This is a genomic window from Methyloversatilis discipulorum, from assembly GCF_018780585.1.
GTDB classification, from domain to species: Bacteria; Pseudomonadota; Gammaproteobacteria; order Burkholderiales; family Rhodocyclaceae; genus Methyloversatilis; species Methyloversatilis discipulorum_B.
Genome location: NZ_JADMJL010000019.1, coordinates 180,880 through 196,361 on the forward strand (window position 1 = coordinate 180,880; position 15,482 = coordinate 196,361).

The window sequence follows — 15,482 nt, forward strand, 5'->3', positions numbered from 1 at the left end:
CCGTCGCCGCTCGTCGGCCAAGCCTGCGACAGGCGGCGGAGAGGCCTGACGACATACCACCGTTGGGCGGGGCCGTCCATCCTTGCAGCTTGAGGGGATGGATGGCCTCTGTTACACTCCTCGGCTTGTTGCGCTGGCCCGGCCGGCGTTTTTCGATGGGCGGTCAGCCCATTTTTTATTTGTACATCCGGAAGTGTGTTGCTGGGATGAGTGTTGCGGAACTGATCGAGCAGGCGGTAACTGGGCTCGGCTACGAATTCGTCGATCTTGAAACCTCGCCAAGAGGCCGTCTGCTGCGTGTCTTCATTGACACCGACAAGGGCATCATGGTGGATGACTGCGTGACGGTGAGCAATCACCTGACCCGCCTTTTCATGGTCGAAAACGTCGATTACGACCGTCTTGAAGTGTCCTCCCCGGGGCTTGATCGCCCGCTGCGCAAGACCGCCGACTTCGTTCGCTTCACCGGGCAGGAGGCGCAGCTGCGCCTGCGCGTGCCGGTGGGCAATCAACGCAATTTCACCGGTCGACTGGCCGGCGTGGCCAACGACCGGCTCACCCTCGAGATCAAGGGCGAAGCCCACGAGTTCGAACTGTCGCAGATCGAACGTGCCCGCCTGGTGCCGGACTTTGAACGCAAGCAGGAGTTGAAACGATGAGTCGCGAGATTCTGTTGCTGGTCGATGCACTGGCACGCGAAAAGAATGTGTCCCGCGAAGTGGTTTTCGGCGCTCTCGAAACCGCACTGGCTTCGGCCACCAAGAAGCGCACCCATGACGACGCCGACGTGCGCGTGTCGATCGACCGCGAAACCGGCGAGTACGAAGCCTTCCGTCGCTGGCACGTGCTGCCGGACGAACTGGTCGAGAACGACGAGGCCGAGATCGGCCTGATCGACGCCCGCGAGCAGATCGCCGACATCCAGGTCGACGACTACATCGAAGAAGCCCTGGAGCCGGTCGATTTCGGCCGCATCGGTGCGCAGGCCGCCAAGCAGGTCATCCTGCAGCGCATCCGTGATGCCGAGCGCGAACAGATCCTGAACGACTTCCTTGAGCGCAAGGACCATCTGGTCACCGGCACCATCAAGCGCATCGAGCGCGGCAATGCCATCGTCGAAGTGGGCCGCCTGGAGGCGCTGCTGCCGCGCGAACACATCATTGCCCGCGAGAACCTGCGTGTCGGCGACCGCGTCAAGGCAGTGCTGCTGCGTGTCGATCGGCAGGCGCGTGGCCCGCAGATCATCCTGTCGCGTACCGCGCCCGAGTTCATCATGAAGCTGTTCGAGCTCGAAGTGCCGGAGATCGAAGACGGCCTCATCGAGATCAAGGGCGCCGCCCGTGACCCGGGCATCCGCGCCAAGATCGCTGTCAAGTCGAACGATCCGCGCGTCGATCCGCAAGGCACCTGCATCGGCATGCGTGGTTCGCGCGTGCAGGCGGTGACCAACGAACTGGGCGGCGAGCGCGTCGACATCATCCTGTGGTCGCCTGATCCGGCGCAGTTCGTCATCGGCGCGCTGGCGCCGGCCGAAGTCGCCTCCATCGTGGTGGATGAGGACGCACACAGCATGGACGTGGTGGTCAGCGAAGACAACCTCGCGATTGCCATCGGTCGCAGCGGCCAGAACGTGCGCCTCGCGTCCGAGCTGACCGGCTGGAAGATCAACCTGATGACGGTCGAGCAGTCGGCCGCCAAGTCCGACGCCGAGAACGCCGCCATCCGCCTGCTGTTCATGGCCAAGCTGGACGTGGATGAGGAAGTGGCGGACATCCTGATCGAGGAAGGCTTCTCGACGCTGGAGGAAGTGGCTTACGTGCCGCTGGCCGAAATGCTCGAGATCGAGGCGTTCGACGAAGATACGGTGAACGAACTGCGTACCCGCGCACGTAACGTGCTGCTGACCGAAGCCATCGTCGACGAAGAGCAGCTGGAGCAGGTCGATGATGCCCTGCTGGCGCTGGACGGCATGGACAAGCAGCTGGCGGCGCAGCTGGCGCGTGCCAATGTGCGCACGCGCGATGATCTGGCTGATCTCGCTGTTGATGAACTGGTCGAGATCGCCGGCATCGATGCTGCGCGCGCGACATCGCTGATCACCACTGCGCGCGCGCACTGGTTTGAATAATTGAGGATGGTATGGCGTTGATGAGTGTTTCCCAGTTTGCGACCGAGCTGAAAATCCCCGCGGCCGCGCTGCTTGAGCAGCTGAAGCAGGCCGGTGTGGACAAGAAGAGCGAAGGCGATTCGCTGACCGAGCAGGACAAGACGCGCCTGCTCGACTACTTGCGGCGTCAGCACGGCGATACGGCGGGAAAGACCAAGATCACGCTGACCCGTCGTCAGACCACCGAGATCAAGGCGACCAATTCGTCCGGTCAGGCGCGTACCGTACAGGTCGAAGTGCGCAAGAAGCGCGTGCTGGTCAAGCGCGATCCGGCCGAACTGCTGGCTGAAGAAGCTGCGCAGGCAGCGGCGACCGAAGAGGTCGCGGCAGACGTCGTGGCGGAGGAGGCGACTTTTGTCCCCGAGCCCGAGCCGACGCCGGTGGTGCCGGAACCGGTGCTCGAAGTGGCGCCGGAACCTGAGCCCGAACCCGAGCCGGAACCTGAGCCCGAACCCGAACCCGCGCCGGTTGAGACGCCCGAGCCGGTGGCCGAAAGCGCCCCGGAAGCCGTGGCCGAGGCCGCTGCGCCGACCGAGCCGCGTCCGCTGACCGCGCGCGAACGCGAAGCCAAGCGCCACTCCGAACTGCTCGCCCATCAGGCGCGTGAGCTCAAGGAGAAGCAGGAACGCGAAATCCGCATGCGCCAGGAGACGGAAGCCCGTCTGGTGCGCGCGCAAGCCGAAGCCGAAGCGAAGGCCAAAGCGGAGGAAGAGGCGAAGGCTGCGGCCGCGAAGGCGCCTGCCGGAACGCTGCACAAACCGGCCAAGCCGGACGACAAGGCAGCCAAGAGCAAGCCCGCTGCGCCCGCTGCAGCCAAGGCCAAGCCGGGTTCGAACTGGAAGGACGACGCCGCCAAGCGCCGTCAGATCAAGACGCGCGGCGACGCCGGTACCGGCGGCTGGCGTGGTGGCCCGAAGGGCCGCAACCATCGCGACCACGATCAGGGCCAGCAGCAGGCGCCGATCGAGGCCGTCGTGCGCGAAGTGCTGGTGCCGGAAACGATTTCCGTCGCCGACCTCGCCCACAAGATGGCGATCAAGGCGACTGAACTGATCAAGGTGCTGATGAAGCTCGGTCAGATGGTCACGATCAACCAGGTGCTGGACCAGGAAACCGCAATGATCCTGGTCGAGGAAATGGGCCACGTCGCCAAGCCGGCCAAGCTGGACGATCCGGAAGCCTTCCTCGGCGAAGCCGACGAAGAGCACAAGGATGTCGAACTGCTGCCGCGCGCACCGGTCGTCACCGTCATGGGTCACGTCGATCACGGCAAGACCTCGCTGCTCGACTACATCCGCCGTGCCCGTGTGGCGGCCGGCGAAGCTGGCGGCATTACGCAGCACATCGGCGCCTATCACGTCGATACGCCGCGCGGCATGATCACCTTCCTCGACACCCCGGGCCACGAGGCCTTCACGGCGATGCGTGCCCGCGGTGCGAAGGCGACCGACCTGGTCATCCTGGTGGTGGCCGCCGACGACGGCGTGATGCCGCAGACGCGCGAAGCCATCCATCATGCAAAGGCCGCCGGCGTGCCGATGGTTGTCGCGATCAACAAGATCGACAAGCCGGAAGCCAACCCGGACCGCGTGAAGCAGGAACTGGTGGCCGAAGGTGTGGTGCCGGAAGAATACGGTGGTGACTCGCCCTTCATCCCGGTGTCGGCGAAGAAGGGTACGGGCATCGACGAACTGCTCGAGAACGTGCTGCTGCAGGCCGAGGTGCTGGAGCTGAAGGCGCCGAAGGATGCGCCGGCGCGCGGTCTGGTCATCGAAGCGCGTCTCGACAAGGGCAAGGGTCCGGTCGCGTCGGTGCTGGTGCAGTCCGGTACGCTGAAGCGCGGCGACATCCTGCTGTGCGGTCAGGTATTCGGCCGTGTGCGCGCCATGCTGGACGAGTCCGGCAAGGCGATCAGCGAAGCGGGTCCGTCGATCCCGGTGGAAATCCAGGGTCTGTCCGACGTGCCCGCCGCCGGTGACGAGGCGATGGTGCTGGCCGACGAACGCAAGGCGCGTGAAATTGCACTGTTCCGTCAGGGTAAGTTCCGCGACGTGAAGCTGGCGAAGCAACAGGCCGCCAAGCTGGAATCGATGTTCGAGCAGATGGGCGAGGGCGAAGTCCGCGTGCTGCCGCTCATCATCAAGGCTGACGTTCAGGGTTCGCAGGAAGCGCTGGTGCAGTCGCTGATGAAGCTGTCCACCGACGAAGTGCGCGTGCAGGTGATTCACGCCGCGGTTGGTGCGATCTCGGAAACCGACGTGAACCTGGCGCAGGCTTCCAAGGGCGTCATCATCGGCTTCAACGTCCGCGCCGATGTCGGTGCGCGCAAGCTGGCCGAGAACTTCGGTGTCGATCTGCGTTACTACACCATCATCTACGAAGCGGTCGATGAGGTGAAGGCTGCGCTGTCGGGCATGCTGGCGCCGGAGAAGCGCGAACACGTGCTCGGTACGGTGGAAATCCGCCAGGTGTTCCGCGGTACCAAGATCGGCACGATTGCCGGTTGTATGGTGCTTTCGGGTCTGGTCAAGCGTGGCGCCAGCGCCCGCCTGCTGCGCAACAACGTGGTGGTGTGGACCGGCGAGCTCGATTCGCTCAAGCGCTTCAAGGACGACGTCAAGGAAGTCAAGGAAGGTTACGAGTGCGGCTTGTCGCTGCGCGGTTACAACGAGATCGAAGAAGGCGACCAGCTCGAGGTCTTCGAAATCCAGGAAATCGCGCGCAAGCTCGCCTGAGCCTGACGCCCACACGCAATGGCCGAACGTTATGCACGCAGTGACCGAGTGTCGGAAGCGATCCGCCGAGAACTGGCTCAGCTGATCGCGACCGAACTGAAGGACCCGCGCGTCGGCATGGTGTCGCTGACCGCGGTTGAACTGACGCCGGACTATGCGCACGCCAAGATCTACTACAGCACGCTGGCCGAAGGCGATGCGCAGAAGCTGATACACGAAGGTCTTGTGCGCGCGTCCGGCTTCCTGCGCCGGGAGATCGGTCGCCGCGTGCGCATACACACCACGCCGCAGCTGCACTTCGTGCATGATCAGACGATGGAACGTGCCGACCAGCTGTCTCGCCTGATCGACAAGGCCCTGCATTCCGGCCCCTCCACCGGCGAGGATTGAGTTGCAGCCACGCTCGCGCTGGAAGGCGATCAACGGTGTGCTGTTGCTCGACAAACCCATAGGTCTCAGTTCAAACGACGCGCTGCAGAAGGCGCGTCGTCTGTTTCAGGCCGCCCGTGCCGGGCACACCGGTACGCTCGATCCGCTGGCCAGTGGTCTGCTGCCGGTCTGCTTCGGCGAGGCGACCCGCTTTGCCGGGCTGATGCTGGATGCCGACAAGGAGTATGTCGCCCAGGTACGGCTCGGTGTGCGGACGACGACCGGGGACGCCGAAGGCGAGGTACTCGAAACCCGCACAGTCGAGATCGACGAAGCTGCGCTGCGCCGCGCCGTCGATGCGCATACCGGCGACATCGAGCAGATTCCGCCGATGCACTCTGCGCTCAAGCACGCCGGCAAGCCGCTCTACGAATACGCCCGCGCAGGCGAGACCATCGAGCGGGCGGTGCGCCATGTACGCATACACGAGATCGAACTGCTGGATGTCGCGCTGCCGTCATTCTCGATGCGCGTGCTGTGCAGCAAAGGTACCTACATCCGTATGCTGGCCGAAGACATCGGTGCGATGCTGGGCTGTGGTGCGCATCTGACCGGACTGCGCCGCACGCGCACCGGGCCCCTGCGGCTCGATCGTGCGGTGACGCTTGAGCAGATCGCCGCGCTCGACGAGGACGCGCGCGCGTCGCTGTTGTATCCCGCCGACATCCTGTTGCAGGACATGCCGCTCTGCCGGATTGCCGACGCGGATGCGCAGCGCCTGATCAACGGTCAGTCGGTGCCGCTTTCAGCGGTCGACACGGACATTGCGTTGCAAGAAGAAGGCGTGTTGCGCGCCTATGCCGGACCGGTTTTTCTCGGTCTGGTCGTTGTACGCGGCGCCCGCTTGCGGGTGAAGCGTCTGTTGCCACAGGAAAGTGCGCAAAAGCCTTGAAATGGGCTTGAGATTGCGCAACTGTGGCGTATAATTTTGGGTTTTCCAAACGAGAGAGTTTAGATCAATGGCTATCGTTTCCGCCGACAAAGCCCGCATCGTGGCCGACTTCCAGCGCGCGGCCGGCGATACGGGGTCGCCCGAAGTTCAAGTCGCCCTGCTGACCGCACGCATCAACGACCTGACCGGTCACTTCAAGGAACACGTCAAGGACCACCACTCGCGTCGTGGTCTGCTCAAGATGGTGAGCCAGCGTCGCAAGCTGCTCGACTACCTGAAGCGCACCAACGCCGACAGCTATCGTTCGCTGATCGGTCGCCTCGGTCTGCGCAAGTAATTGCATCCGCAGGCAATGTCCAGGCCTCCTGAGGCTTGACACCACATACCGGCGTGAGTCCTTGGCGGCTCCGCCGGTTTGTTTTTTCTGGCGGGCGGACGATGCCCGTCACTTATCGAATCGAAAGGAATCGACTTGCTTAACGCTACCCGCAAGGAATTCATGTTCGGCACCCAGAAAGTGGTGCTGGAAACCGGCGAGATCGCGCGTCAATCGAGCGGCGCCGTCATCGTAAACGTCGAAGAAACCGTCGTGCTGGCGACCGTCGTGGCCCAGAAGTCGGCAAAGGCCGGCCAGGATTTCTTCCCGCTCACCGTTGATTACGCAGAAAAGTTCTATGCCGCCGGCCGTATCCCCGGTGGTTTCTTCAAGCGCGAAGGCCGCCCGACCGAGAAGGAAACGCTGACCTCGCGCCTGATCGATCGCCCGATCCGCCCGCTGTTTCCCGAAGGCTTCTACAACGAAGTCCAAGTCATCGTTCAGGTGCTGTCGCTGAATCCGGAAGTCGATGCCGACATCCCGGCCATGATCGGTGCATCCGCCGCACTGGCGATCTCCGGCATCCCGTTCAGCGGTCCGATCGGCGCCGCTCGCGTGGGCTATATCGACGGTCAGTACATCGTGAACCCGACTGCCTCGCAGCTGAAGGACAGCAAGCTGAATCTGGTCGTCGCCGGCACCGAAGCAGCCGTGCTGATGGTCGAGTCGGAAGCGATGGAGCTGTCGGAAGAAGTCATGCTGGGCGCTGTGGTCTATGGCCACGAGCAGATGCAGGCCGCGATCAATGCGATCAATGAACTGGTCGAAGTCGCCGGCAAGCCGGAGTGGGACTGGCAGGCGCCGGCCCGCGACGAAGCGCTGTGGAACCGCATTTCCGAGCTGGCCGAAGCCAAGCTGCAGGATGCCTACCGCATCACCCAGAAGCAGGTGCGCAGCCAGAGCGTGAACGCCCTGCGCGACGAAGTGATCGCCGCTCTGACTGCCGACGCTGCGACGGCGCCGGACGTGAACACGATCAAGAACTACTTCTTCGACATGGAAGCGCGCATCGTGCGCAGCCGCATCCTGAACGGCGAGCCGCGCATCGACGGTCGCGACACGCGCACCGTGCGTCCGATCGCCATCCGCAACAGCGTGATGCCGCGCACCCACGGTTCGGCGCTGTTCACGCGCGGCGAAACGCAGGCGCTGGTCATCGCCACGCTGGGCACGGGTCGTGACGAGCAGATCATCGACGCGCTGGGCGGCGAGTACCGCGACCGCTTCATGCTTCACTACAACATGCCGCCGTTCGCCACCGGCGAAACCGGCCGTTTCGGCGCACCGAAGCGTCGCGAGATCGGCCACGGCCGTCTGGCCAAGCGCGCGCTGCTCGCCGTGCTGCCGTCGCCGGAAGAGTTCAGCTACTCGATGCGCGTGGTGTCGGAAATTACCGAATCGAACGGTTCGTCGTCGATGGCTTCGGTGTGCGGCGGTTCGCTCGCACTGATGGACGCCGGCGTGCCGCTGAAGGCTCATGTCGCCGGCATCGCGATGGGCCTGATCAAGGACGGCAACCGTTTTGCCGTGCTGACCGACATCCTCGGCGACGAAGATCACCTCGGCGACATGGACTTCAAGGTGGCCGGTACCGACAGCGGCATCACCGCGCTGCAGATGGACATCAAGATCCAGGGCATCACCAAGGAAATCATGCAGGTTGCGCTGGCCCAGGCCCACGAAGCGCGCAAGCACATTCTCGGCATCATGCAGCAGTCGATGTCGGGCGCCCGTGAGGGCGTGTCGACCTACGCACCGCGCCTGTTGACGATGAAGATCAATCCGGAAAAGATCCGCGACGTGATCGGCAAAGGTGGTGCAGTGATCCGCGCGCTGACCGAAGAGACCGGTGCAACGATCGACATCGGCGACGACGGCACCATCACCATCGCATCGGTGAATTCGGAAGCGGCCGAGCACGCCAAGCGCCGCATCGAGGCCATCACGGCCGAAGTGGAAGTGGGCAAGGTCTATGACGGCACGGTGCTGCGTCTGCTGGACTTCGGTGCCATCGTCAGCGTGCTGCCGGGCAAGGATGGTCTGCTGCACATTTCGCAGATCGCCAACGAGCGCATCGCCAACGTTGCCGATCACCTGAAGGAAGGTCAGCAGGTGAAGGTGAAGGTGCTCGAGACCGACGAGAAGGGCCGCATCCGCCTGTCGATGAAGGCACTGCTGGCTGCGCCGGAGGCAAACGGCGAGCAGGGCTGATGTACTGCGGGGCGTCCGGCGAATTTCTTTGAAGATATTTCGCTGAAACGCTCTGCAGGCATTGACCGCACCCCGGTCGGCCGGTAATATCTCGGCCTCTCGGGGTGTAGCGCAGCCCGGTAGCGCGCTTGCTTTGGGAGCAAGATGTCGGGGGTTCGAATCCCTCCACCCCGACCATAATCGGTCCGCAACACCGTTCTTAGTACCTGCCCGTAGCTCAACTGGATAGAGCAACGGCCTTCTAAGCCGTAGGTTGCGGGTTCGATTCCTGCCGGGCAGGCCAGCAAAGGCCTGAGAGAGTTTCAAAGCGGTTGCCGTTTGGCAGTCGTCCCAGTGGTGGCTGTAGCTCAGTTGGTAGAGTCCTGGATTGTGATTCCAGTTGTCGTGGGTTCGAGTCCCATCAGCCACCCCACCAAATTCCCCTGTTGTTGATTGTGCGAGTCCTTCGCGCCGGCATTCGCCGCGCGCGAGGCGCTCGTCGTCATGGCATGTGCGGAGGCATCGCATCGTGCGGCGATGGCGGAGCGCACTCCCCGGCCATCGCCGCCGTCGGCGTTCAGCCCGCAGCGCTCTGCAGGTAGTTCTGTTCACCCATCAGCTTGATCAGGCGCAACTGCTGTTCCAGCCAGTGCGCGTGGTCCTCTTCGGTGTCCTTCAGCATCGGCAGCAGCAGATCGCGGGTGACGTAGTCCTGCTCCTTCTCGGTCAGCGCCATCACTTCGCGCAGGTGCTTCACGACGGAGATCTCGACCGCCAGATCGTTCTCGAAAATGCTGACGACGTCGTGTCCGACGTTCAGCGGGGCGGGCTTCATGTCGGGCGTACCGCTCAGCATCAGGATGCGGCGTATCAGCGCGTCGGCGTGGCCGGTCTCGTCATCCATTTCATGCGCGATACGCGCGGCGGCCTTACCGAAGCCCCACTCGTCGAGCATGCGCGAATGAATGAAGTACTGGTCGCGTGCCGCCAGTTCGTAGACCAAGAGCGCGTTCAGCGCGTCGAGGATGACCTGCTTTCCTTGCATGGCTTATCTCACTTCCCGGATGTCCGGCGCATACGAAGATTGTTCGATGATGCGCCCATTCTGGCTTCTGTGCTGGGTTTGATGGCAACCGGCGAAATCGTGGCGCAAACCGTTTCCATTCGCAGTCGCCATGTCGGTCGTGCTTCGCGGCGGTGCACTCAGTTCGACGCGACGCCGCCCAGCGCTTCTTCGAGGTGATCGATCAGGCGGCTGACTTCGCCGGTCATCAGCGCGAAATCGGTGTCGAAACGCTCCGCTTCGTCGCCGCTGCCGTCGTCGTTCTCGGTCAGCACGTCCAGCGGCGTGACCCGTTTTACCGCGAGGTTCTCGGTCAGCGTGAATGAAACACGGTCCATCCAGCTCAGCGCTAGACGGGTGCACTGCTTGCCGGCTTCGATGTGACGGCGCAGGTCGTCCGCTTCGAGCGCGTGACGCACATAACGCACGGTGGCCTTGGATTGGGTGCTGGAGCGCAGTTCGGTGTCCTGGTCGATGCTGAAGCCGGCAGGCGCTTCGTCGGCGGCCAGCCACGAGGTCATCGCCGACACCGGTGACAGTGCGGTCTGCAGCGGGCGGGCCCCCAGTTGTTCGACGCACTCGTTCAGCAGCTGCATCACCTCGTCGCCCTTGGCGCTGGCGGCCGCGTCGACGACGATGCGGCCCTTGACGGGATCGATCCACACCTGGGTGTCGCGCCAGATGGCGAAGGCGCGCGGCAGCAGTTCGTTGGTCACGCTGTCCTTCAGTTCGCGCATTTCCTTGCGGCCGGGCTTGTAGCCCTGCTTTTCCTCGATTTCCTGGGCACGGGCCTTGGCCACCTGATTGATGACGGTGGCCGGCAGCAGCTTCTTTTCGGTGCGCAGCGTGATCAGCATCTGGCCGCCGACCGCGTGCACCAGCGTGCCGTTGTCGCGCGGCGACATCCAGCCCATGCGCTGCATTTCCACGCTGCTGCCCGGCTGGAAAGCCTTGGCTGCGAGCTTTTCGTCGAGTTGCTCAGGGGCGAGTGCGAAGGGGGCGGTGAGACGGTAGATCTGCAGGTTCTTGAACCACATGGCGTCGGGCAAAAAGGGACGCAGTGTATATGAGTGGCTCAGGGCGGCAGGCGCTGCCGCGTCGGCGGGTGCATGTCAATATCGACGGCCGCGGCCCTCTCCGTGCACACTAGCGGCCTTCCGCGCGGCGCGTGCCGCGCTCCCGTTCCGCTGATTCACTCCGATGACGACTCCCAGCTACAACGCCGCTGAAATCCAGGTGCTCGAGGGCATCGCGCCGATCCAGAAGCGGCCGGACATGTACACCCGGACCGAAAGTCCGAACCACATCATCCAGGAAATGATCGACAACGCCTGCGACGAGGCGCAGGGCGGCTTCGCCGACGGCATCCGCGTCGTGATGCACGGCGACGGCTCGGTGTCGGTCGAGGACAACGGTCGTGGCATTCCGGTCGATATCCACCCGACCAAGAAGGTGCCGGCGATCGAGGTCATCTTTACCATCCCGCACTCGGGCGGCAAGTTCGAGGGCAAGGCCTACAAGATCGCAGGCGGCCTGCACGGCGTAGGGGTGACGGTGACCAATGCGCTGTCGACGCGACTGGAGGCGACGGTCAAGCGCGGCGGCAAGGAGCATTCGATCACCTTCGATCACGGCATTTCGCAGGGGCTGACCGAGGTCGGCAGCTGCCCGAAGTCGCACACGGGTACCCGCGTGCGCGCCTGGCCGGACCCGAAGTACTTCGCCAGTTCGAAGGTGAAGCGTGCTGACATCGAGCATCTGCTGCGCGCGCGCAGCGCCATGCTGCCCGGCGTGCGCATCCGCTTCGAGGACGAGGAGAGCGGTGCCGTGCAGGAGTGGCAGTACGCCAACGGTCTCGAAGGCTATCTGCGCGAGGAGATCGGCGACGCCAAATGCGAGCTGTTCTGCGGTGCGCGTACGGCCATCGCCGGTTACGACGAAGGCGAGGGCGCCGAATGGGCGATCGCCTTCCCGGAAGGCGTGTCGGTGCGCGAATCCTTCGTGAACCTTATTCCGACGCCGGGCGGCGGCATGCACGAATCGGGCATGCGGCAGGCGCTGTTCGAATCGGTGAAGGACTACGCCACCCACCACGGCCTGATGCCGGCCAAGCTCGCGCTGCAGTCTGAAGACGTGTCGCAGCATGCGAGCTATGTGCTCAGCGCCAAGGTGCTTGAGCCGCGCTTCCAGGGTCAGACCAAGGACAAGCTGAACAACCGAGAGGCGGTGAAGCTGGTGTACGAGGCGATCAAGGACACGCTGGACCGCTGGCTCAATGATCACGCAACCGAAGCGCAGCGCATCGCTGGCCTGGCGATCAAGAGCGCGCAGACGCGCGCGCGCGCCGGCAAGGTGGTGGAGAAGCGCGCCGGCTCCGGCGTCACGCTGCTGCCGGGCAAGCTCACCGACGCCACCGGCACCTCGCCGGAGCAGAACGAGATTTTCCTGGTCGAGGGCGACTCGGCCGGCGGCAGCGCCAAGCAGGCGCGCGACCGGCAGTTCCAGGCGGTACTGCCGCTGCGCGGCAAGGTGCTGAACACCTTCGAAATCGACTCGTCGGAAATCTTCGCCAACAACGAAGTGCACGACATCGCGGTGGCGCTGGGCATAGACCCGCACAAACCGGATGCGCCGGGCGCGGTGCTGGACGGCCTGCGCTACCACAAGATCATCATCCTGTCGGACGCCGACGTCGATGGTGCGCACATCCAGACGCTGCAGCTCACGCTCTTCCTGCGTCACTTCCCGAAGCTGATCGAGCGTGGCCACGTGTTCATCGGTCAACCGCCGCTTTACTGCGTGAAGATCGCGCCGACCAAGACGCGACCGGCGCGCCGCCTTTACGCACTGGACGAGGCCGAGCGCGACACCATACTGGCCAACCTGATCGCCGACGGCATCAGTGAGAGCGCGCTGACGGTGAGCCGCTTCAAGGGCCTGGGCGAAATGAACCCGGACGAGCTGAAGGAAACCGCGATGAACCCGGAAACGCGGCGGCTCATCCGCATCACCCAGGGTGCCGACCCCGATCTGGTGCTGAACACCTTCACCATGCTGATGGGCAAGAAAGAAGCCGAACGCCGCCGCCGCTGGATGGAACTGGAAGGCGACAAGGTCGTGCCGGATGCGTGAGGAGGGCAGGGGCTAGGGACTAGGGGCGAGGGGCTGGAGCGCCGCGCGGTGTTGCGTTCATCCCGTGTGGCGAAGCCACACCTCTTCCCTAGTCTCTAGCCCCTCATCCCCAGCCCCTGGTCTCTGACCCCTAGCCCCTCCGCACCACCACAAACAACGAAACCCCCGGAGCACTCCGTTGACTGACAACCTGTTCGAACCCGACATCGCCGACATTCCGGTCGATGCGCACGCGGCGCAGGCCTATCTGACCTATGCGATGTCGGTGGTGACCTCGCGCGCGCTGCCGGGGCTGGAAGACGGCATGAAGCCGGTGCAGCGTCGCATCCTTTACGCGATGGACGGTTTTGCCCGGCCGGATGCCGCGCACAAGAAATCCGCACGCGTGGTCGGCGACGTGATCGGCAAGTACCACCCGCACGGCGATTCGTCGGTGTACGAAGCCATGGTGCGACTGGCCCAGCCCTTCACGCTGCGCTATCCGCTGATCGACGGTCAGGGCAATTTCGGCTCGATGGACGGCGACAACGCGGCGGCCATGCGTTACACCGAATGCCGGCTGACCCCCTTCGCGCGGCACGTGCTGCTGTCCGAACTGAACGCCGGCGTGATCGAGTTCCAGCCGAACTACGACGGCACGCAGCAGGAGCCATCGCTGCTGCCGGCAAGGCTGCCGGTGGTACTGGCCAATGGCGCCTCCGGCATCGCGGTCGGCATGGCCTGCGAAATCCCGCCGCACAACCTGCGCGAGATCGGCGACGCCACCTGCAAGCTGCTGATCGATCCGCGCATGCCGGACGACGACGTGATCGACTGCTTCCAGGGGCCGGACTTCCCGAACGGCGCCACGCTCATTTCGTCGCGCGAGAGCATCGTCGCGGCCTACAAGGAAGGGCGCGGCTCATTCCGCATGCGGGCCAATTACGAGGTCGAGGCGCTGGCGCGCGGCCAGTGGCAGATCGTGGTCACCGCACTGCCGCCCGGCGTGAGTACCGGTGCCGTGATGAGCCGCATCGACGACCTCGCCAATCCCAAGCCCAAGGGCGACAAGAAGAAGATCAGCGACGACCAGGCGCGCACCAAGACGCTGGCCACCTCGCTGATCGATTCGGTGCGCGACGAATCGGACGCGCGCCATCCGGTGCGCCTGGTGATCGAGCCGAAGTCGCGCGCGGTGAGCCAGGAAGACCTGCTGGCCTTCCTGTTCGCCTATACCGACCTCGAGTGCAACGCGAGCCTGAACCTGACGCTGCTCGACACCCACCGCCGCCCGGGTCAGATCGGCCTGCCGGCGGTGCTGCGTCAGTGGTGTGACTACCGCCTCGCGGCGGTGTCGCGACGGCTCACGCAGCGCATTGCCGACATCGACGAGCGCATGCACATCCTCGATGGCCGGCTGGCCATCCTGCTCGACATCGACCGCGCGATCGCCATCATCCGCGCCGCCGACGATCCGAAGGCCGATCTCATGGCCGGCTTCGGCATCACCGAGCGTCAGGCCGAGGACGTACTGGAAATCCGGCTGCGCCAGCTGGCGAAGCTGGAGGCCATCAAGCTGCAGGGCGAGCGCGATGCGCTGGATGCGGAGCGCACCGGGCTGCTCACCATCCTCGGCAGCGATGCCGCACTGCGCACCTTCGTGCGCGACGAAGTGCGCGCCGACGTCGAGCGTTTCGGCGACGAGCGCCGCACGCTGATCAATGCCGATGCGCAGGCGACCCGCACGCGCGAAGTGCCGCAGATCGACGAGGCGGTCACCGTCATCGTGTCGCGCGGCGGTTTCGGCCGGCTGCGCTCCGGCCATGACGTCGACGAGGCCGCGCTGACCTGGAAAGCCGGCGACGGTCCGCTCGCGGTGCTGAAGTGCCGCACCGTGTGGCCGGTCGTGCTGATCGACGGCGACGGCCGCAGCTACACCATCAAGCCGACTGATCTGCCCAGCGGCAAGGGCGACGGCGTGCCAGTGTCCTCGCTGGCCGATCTGGCCGGCAAGAAGCTGGTGGCGGTGCTGACCGGCGAGCCGGGCAGCCGTTTCCTGGTGGCGTCCGACGGTGGCTACGGCTTCGTCTGCGCGATCGAGGACATGGTGAGCCGCCAGCGCGCTGGCAAGGCCTTCCTCAACACCGACGGCAGCACTGCGCTGCCGCCGGTGAAACTGCGACCGGGCGACAAGTGGGTGGTCGCGCTGGGCGGCGACCGCCTGCTCGCCTTCCCGCTAGAGGAGATGAAGGAGCTGTCGGGCGGCAAGGGCGTCAAGATCATGACCTTGCCCGACGGCGAGTTGCTACAACTGCTCGACGTGTTCCGCGAACGTCTGGCGCTCACCGTACCCGGCTCGCGCGGCCGGCCGAAAACGCTGAACATCGACGAAGCGTCGCTGATGAACTGGCGCGGCGTGCGGGCGACCAAGGGCAGGAAGCTCGAAGGCTGAACGGCACGCAGCGTCTGCAGGCTCCCGTGGGAGCGAGCTTGCTCGCGATTGCAGCGGTTGATGAAGG

At 64.5% G+C, this 15,482-nt stretch carries 11 protein-coding genes and 3 tRNA genes; 12 read left to right on the top strand and 2 right to left on the bottom strand.

The features are described 5' to 3' along the window. The first annotated feature begins 206 nt into the window (after window positions 1-206). The 10 genes from rimP (at window position 207) to IV112_RS10220 (ending at window position 9,222) form a co-directional block, all read left to right on the top strand. Window positions 207-659, top strand: a complete 453-nt coding sequence (rimP, locus tag IV112_RS10175; RefSeq protein ID WP_304003401.1) for a ribosome maturation factor RimP — start codon at window positions 207-209, stop codon at window positions 657-659. Next, window positions 656-2,128: a transcription termination factor NusA gene (gene nusA / locus IV112_RS10180; RefSeq protein WP_019918077.1), complete on the top strand. Its 1,473-nt coding sequence runs from the start codon at window positions 656-658 to the stop codon at window positions 2,126-2,128. The genes rimP and nusA overlap by 4 nt, the downstream gene beginning before the upstream one ends. An 11-nt stretch (window positions 2,129-2,139) precedes the next feature. Next, entirely contained in the window at window positions 2,140-4,902 is a 2,763-nt protein-coding gene (gene infB, locus IV112_RS10185; protein ID WP_304003362.1) for a translation initiation factor IF-2, read from the top strand. 18 nt (window positions 4,903-4,920) lie between these two features. Then, window positions 4,921-5,292 carry a 30S ribosome-binding factor RbfA gene (gene rbfA, locus IV112_RS10190; RefSeq protein WP_304003363.1) on the top strand — a complete coding sequence of 124 codons (372 nt, stop codon included), beginning with the start codon at window positions 4,921-4,923 and terminating at the stop codon, window positions 5,290-5,292. 1 nt (window position 5,293) lies between these two features. Beyond that, window positions 5,294-6,223: a tRNA pseudouridine(55) synthase TruB gene (gene truB, locus IV112_RS10195; protein ID WP_304003365.1), complete on the top strand. Its 930-nt coding sequence runs from the start codon at window positions 5,294-5,296 to the stop codon at window positions 6,221-6,223. Window positions 6,224-6,290: 67 nt separating this feature from the next. Then, window positions 6,291-6,560: a 30S ribosomal protein S15 gene (gene rpsO, locus IV112_RS10200; protein WP_020164862.1), complete on the top strand. Its 270-nt coding sequence runs from the start codon at window positions 6,291-6,293 to the stop codon at window positions 6,558-6,560. A 162-nt stretch (window positions 6,561-6,722) separates the two neighbouring features. Beyond that, complete coding sequence (pnp, locus tag IV112_RS10205) at window positions 6,723-8,810, top strand: polyribonucleotide nucleotidyltransferase (protein ID WP_304003402.1); 2,088 nt, start codon at window positions 6,723-6,725, stop codon at window positions 8,808-8,810. 100 nt (window positions 8,811-8,910) lie between these two features. After that, window positions 8,911-8,987, top strand: a tRNA-Pro gene (locus tag IV112_RS10210). A 29-nt stretch (window positions 8,988-9,016) separates the two neighbouring features. Further along, a tRNA-Arg gene (locus tag IV112_RS10215) sits at window positions 9,017-9,093 on the top strand. A 53-nt stretch (window positions 9,094-9,146) separates the two neighbouring features. Then, window positions 9,147-9,222, top strand: a tRNA-His gene (locus IV112_RS10220). A gap of 144 nt (window positions 9,223-9,366) precedes the next feature. On the opposite strand, the gene bfr is transcribed toward IV112_RS10220, so the two are convergent. Together bfr and IV112_RS10230 are read right to left on the bottom strand one after the other, a co-directional pair. Beyond that, window positions 9,367-9,834, bottom strand: coding sequence for a bacterioferritin (gene bfr, locus IV112_RS10225; protein WP_020164860.1), 468 nt, complete (start codon window positions 9,832-9,834; stop codon window positions 9,367-9,369). A 158-nt stretch (window positions 9,835-9,992) separates the two neighbouring features. Then, window positions 9,993-10,889 carry a recombination-associated protein RdgC gene (locus tag IV112_RS10230; protein WP_304003368.1) on the bottom strand — a complete coding sequence of 299 codons (897 nt, stop codon included), beginning with the start codon at window positions 10,887-10,889 and terminating at the stop codon, window positions 9,993-9,995. Window positions 10,890-11,052: 163 nt separating this feature from the next. Between IV112_RS10230 and IV112_RS10235 the strand changes: the two genes are divergently transcribed. Both IV112_RS10235 and parC read left to right on the top strand, forming a co-directional pair. After that, window positions 11,053-12,984, top strand: coding sequence for a DNA topoisomerase IV subunit B (locus IV112_RS10235; protein ID WP_304003370.1), 1,932 nt, complete (start codon window positions 11,053-11,055; stop codon window positions 12,982-12,984). Window positions 12,985-13,162: 178 nt separating this feature from the next. Then, the gene (parC, locus tag IV112_RS10240; RefSeq protein WP_304003371.1) at window positions 13,163-15,415 is read left to right on the top strand and encodes a DNA topoisomerase IV subunit A; all 2,253 of its coding nucleotides are present in this window, start codon (window positions 13,163-13,165) and stop codon (window positions 15,413-15,415) included. Window positions 15,416-15,482: the final 67 nt, after the last annotated feature.

Bases quoted from the DNA above. Each gene is read 5' to 3' on its own strand.
- rimP (WP_304003401.1), top strand. From the start codon at position 207: ATGAGTGTTGCGGAACTGATCGAGCAGGCGGTAACTGGGCTCGGCTAC.
- nusA (WP_019918077.1), top strand. From the start codon at position 656: ATGAGTCGCGAGATTCTGTTGCTGGTCGATGCACTGGCACGCGAAAAG.
- infB (WP_304003362.1), top strand. From the start codon at position 2,140: ATGGCGTTGATGAGTGTTTCCCAGTTTGCGACCGAGCTGAAAATCCCC.
- rbfA (WP_304003363.1), top strand. From the start codon at position 4,921: ATGGCCGAACGTTATGCACGCAGTGACCGAGTGTCGGAAGCGATCCGC.
- rpsO (WP_020164862.1), top strand. From the start codon at position 6,291: ATGGCTATCGTTTCCGCCGACAAAGCCCGCATCGTGGCCGACTTCCAG.
- pnp (WP_304003402.1), top strand. From the start codon at position 6,723: ATGTTCGGCACCCAGAAAGTGGTGCTGGAAACCGGCGAGATCGCGCGT.
- bfr (WP_020164860.1), bottom strand. From the start codon at position 9,834: ATGCAAGGAAAGCAGGTCATCCTCGACGCGCTGAACGCGCTCTTGGTC.
- IV112_RS10230 (WP_304003368.1), bottom strand. From the start codon at position 10,889: ATGTGGTTCAAGAACCTGCAGATCTACCGTCTCACCGCCCCCTTCGCA.
- IV112_RS10235 (WP_304003370.1), top strand. From the start codon at position 11,053: ATGACGACTCCCAGCTACAACGCCGCTGAAATCCAGGTGCTCGAGGGC.